This window comes from Streptomyces sp. NRRL WC-3549 (assembly GCF_000721935.1).
GTDB lineage: Bacteria > Actinomycetota > Actinomycetes > Streptomycetales > Streptomycetaceae > Streptomyces.
Genome location: NZ_KL585433.1, coordinates 11,821 through 15,578, shown reverse-complemented (window position 1 = coordinate 15,578; position 3,758 = coordinate 11,821). Strand labels below are relative to the sequence as shown.

The window sequence follows — 3,758 nt, the reverse complement described above, 5'->3', positions numbered from 1 at the left end:
CGCGGCACCGTCCTGGTGACCGGCGGGACCGGGGGCGTCGGAGCCGAGGTGGCCCGCAGGCTCGCGTCCGACGGCGCCGCTCATCTGGTCCTGACCGGCCGGCGCGGCCCGCAGGCCCCCGGAGCGGAGCAACTGGCCGACGAGATACGTGCCTCCGGGGCCGAGGTGACCCTCCACGCCTGCGACGTCGCCGACCGGGACGCGGTGCGCCACCTCCTCGCTTCGTTGCCGGGCCCGCTCACCGCAGTGGTGCACGCCGCGGGTGTCGGGCAGAACAGCCTGCTCGCGGACACCGCCCCCGACGACTTCGCCGCCGTCCTCGCGGGCAAAGCGGCCGGCGCCGCACACCTCGACGAACTGCTCGGGGACACCGACCTGGACGCTTTCGTCCTGATGTCGTCCAACTCCGGTGTCTGGGGCGGCGGAGGCCAGAGCGCCTACGCCGCGGCCAACGCCTTCCTGGACTCCCTCGCCGAACGGCGCCGCGCCCGGGGCCTCACGGCGACCTCCGTCGCCTGGGGCGCCTGGGGCGGTGGCATCGGACTCGGAGCGCGGGACGGCGCGTCCGAACGCCTCAGGCGGGCGGGCGTACTCGAGATGGAGCCCGGGGCGGCCGTCTCGGCGCTGATGCGCGCCGTCGAGCACGACGACACCTGCGTGTCGGTGACGCACATGGACTGGCAGCGGTTCGGAGCCGCGTTCACCATGGCCCGTCCCAGCCCGCTCATCTCCGACGTCCCCGGCGTCCGGGGCACCGGAGCGGACGAGGAGAAGAAGCGGGACACCTCGGGAACGGCCGGGCGTCTCGTCGCGCTCACCGGCCCCGAGCGCGAGAGGCTCGTGCTCGATCTGGTGCGGGCACAGTCCGCCGCCGTGCTCGGTCACTCAGGGGCGGACGCGGTGGACGCGAACCGCGCCTTCCGTGACCAGGGCTTCGACTCCATGACCGCGCTGGACCTGCGTAACCGTCTGGCCACCGAGGCCGGCGTCGCGCTGCCGTCCACGATCGTCTTCGACCACCCCACCCCCACCGCCCTCGCCGCCCATCTGCGCGGCCTGCTCCTGGGGGAACAGGACGCCACCTCGGCCCCCGTCCCCGGTGCGGCACGCGACGACGACCCGATCGTGATCGTCGCCATGAGTGCCCGGCTGCCGGGCGGAATCGCCTCGCCGGAAGACCTGTGGAACCTCGTCGCGGGCGGCGGCGACGCGGTGTCCGACTTTCCCACCGACCGCGGCTGGGACGTCGACAGCCTCTTCGACCCGGACCCCGGGCAGACCGGGAAGTCCTACGTGCGCCACGGCAGCTTCCTGTACGACGCCGGGGACTTCGACGCCGCCTTCTTCGGGATATCGCCGCGCGAGGCGCTGGCCATGGACCCGCAGCAACGCGTCCTGCTGGAGACGGCCTGGGAAGTGGTCGAGCGGGCAGGCATCGACCCCTCCTCCCTGCACGGCAGCCGGACGGGTGTCTTCGTCGGTGCCATGCACCAGGACTACGGCACGGGGCAGAGCCCTGCCCGAAGAGGAGCCGAGGGATACTTCGTCACCGGCAACGCGTCCAGCGTGCTGTCCGGCCGGGTCGCCTACACCCTCGGCCTCGAAGGCCCCGCCGTCACGGTGGACACCGCTTGCTCCTCCTCGCTGGTCGCCCTCCACATGGCCGCCCAGGCACTGCGTTCCGGCGAATGCGACCTGGCGATGGCCGGCGGAGTGACCGTCATGGCCACACCTGACGGCTTCGTGGAGTTCTCCCGCCAGCGAGGGCTCTCCACGGACGGCAGATGCCGTGCCTTCGCGGCCTCCGCCGGCGGCACCGGCTGGTCCGAGGGAGCAGGGCTCCTGCTCGTCGAGAGGCTGTCCGACGCCCGCCGCAACGGACACCCCGTCCTGGCCGTCGTGCGCGGCACCGCGATCAACCAGGACGGTGCGAGCAACGGACTGACAGCCCCCAACGGGACGTCCCAGCAACGGGTCATCCGGCAGGCCCTGGCCGACGCCGGTCTCACCGCGCCCGACGTGGACGTCGTGGAGGCCCACGGCACGGGGACGACGCTGGGCGACCCGATCGAGGCACACGCGGTACTCACCGCATACGGCCGGAACCGGCCCGAGGGCCACCCGCTGTGGCTGGGCTCCCTCAAGTCCAACATCGGTCACACACAGGCCGCCGCCGGTGTGGCCGGCGTGATCAAGATGGTGATGGCGATGCGCCACGGCGTACTGCCCCGGACCCTCCACGTCGACGAACCCTCCCCGCACATCGACTGGACGTCCGGCGCGGTGGAGCTGCTGACCGAGGCCCGGGAGTGGCCCGACCTGAACCGGCCCCGACGGGCCGGGGTGTCGTCCTTCGGGATCAGCGGCACCAACGGGCACGTCATCCTGGAGCAGGCGCCCGTCGAAGGAGCGGCCACCCCCGAGGCACGCAGGACCCCACCCGCCGTCCCGTGGCTGCTCTCCGCACGCACCTCAAAAGCGCTGTCCGCCCAGGCCGCACGCCTGCTGCCCGTCCTGGAGGGGCCCGACGGCCCCGACCCCACCGACGTCGCGTACTCCCTCACCGCACGGTCGGACCTGGAGCACCGCGCGGTGATCGTGGCCGGGGACGGCGAGGCCCCGCTGCCGGGGCTGCGAGCCCTCACGCACGGCGAGGCCGCCGGCACCCTCGTACAGGGCACGCGCGCGGCAGGCCGGACCGCCGTCCTGTTCACCGGCCAGGGCGCGCAACGCCTCGGCATGGGGCGTGAACTGTACGACGCCTACCCCGCGTTCGCAGAAGCCTTCGACGAGGCGTGCGCGGAACTCGACCCGCGTCTGGGACGTCCCCTGAACAGCGTGCTCCTGGGGGGCGATCCCGCTCAGCTGGAACAGACAGCGATGGCCCAGGCGGCCTTGTTCAGCGTCGAAGTGGCCCTGTTCCGTCTGATGGAGTCCTGGGGCGTACGGCCCGACGCCGTCGCCGGACACTCGGTCGGTGAGATCGCCGCCGCACACGTCGCCGGGGTCCTGTCGCTGGCCGACGCCTGCGCGCTGGTCGCCGCACGCGGGGCGCTCATGCAGGCCCTGCCCACGGGCGGCTCCATGATCGCCGTCGCCGCCTCCGAGGAGGAGGTGCTCCCCCTGCTCGCCGGCCTGGAGCACCGGGTGAGCATCGCGGCGGTCAACGGGCCCTCCGCCGTGGTGCTCTCCGGCGACGAGCAGGCCGTTCAGGAACTGGCGGCAGAGTTCACCGGACGCGGCACCGAGACCAGGAGGCTCCGGGTCAGCCACGCCTTCCACTCCCCGCTGATGGACCCGATGCTCGACGCGTTCCGCGCGGTCGTGGAACAGCTCGACTTCCAGCCACCTCGCATCGACGTCGTGTCGACCAGCGCCCCCGAAGCGGCCGGCGCCGACGTCCTGTGCAGCCCGGACCACTGGACCGACCAGGTGCGGCGGCCCGTGCGCTTCCACGACGCCGTGCGCACCCTGCACAGCCAGGGCGTCAGCACCTTCCTGGAGCTCGGCCCGGGCGGTGTCCTCACCGCGATGGTGCAGGACTGCCTCAGCGACGTCGCGGAAACCATCGCGGCGGTCCCGACGCTGCGACGTGACAGACCCGAACCGCAAGCGGTCGTCTCAGCGCTCGCACGACTCCATGTCCGGGGCGTCCCGGTTGACTGGGCCGCTCTGTTCGAGCGCAGCGGCGCACGGAAGGTCGACCTGCCCACGTACGCCTTCCAGCGTCGGCGCTACTGGCTCGACCCAGCCGGTAC

The 3,758-nt window shown here is 73.0% G+C and carries 1 protein-coding gene; it reads left to right on the top strand.

Annotation, left to right across the window (positions count from 1 at the left end; translation table 11 throughout):
- Positions 1–3,758: type I polyketide synthase (locus IH13_RS0130965; protein ID WP_037842937.1), on the top strand; the 3,758-nt coding region annotated here is incomplete at both ends.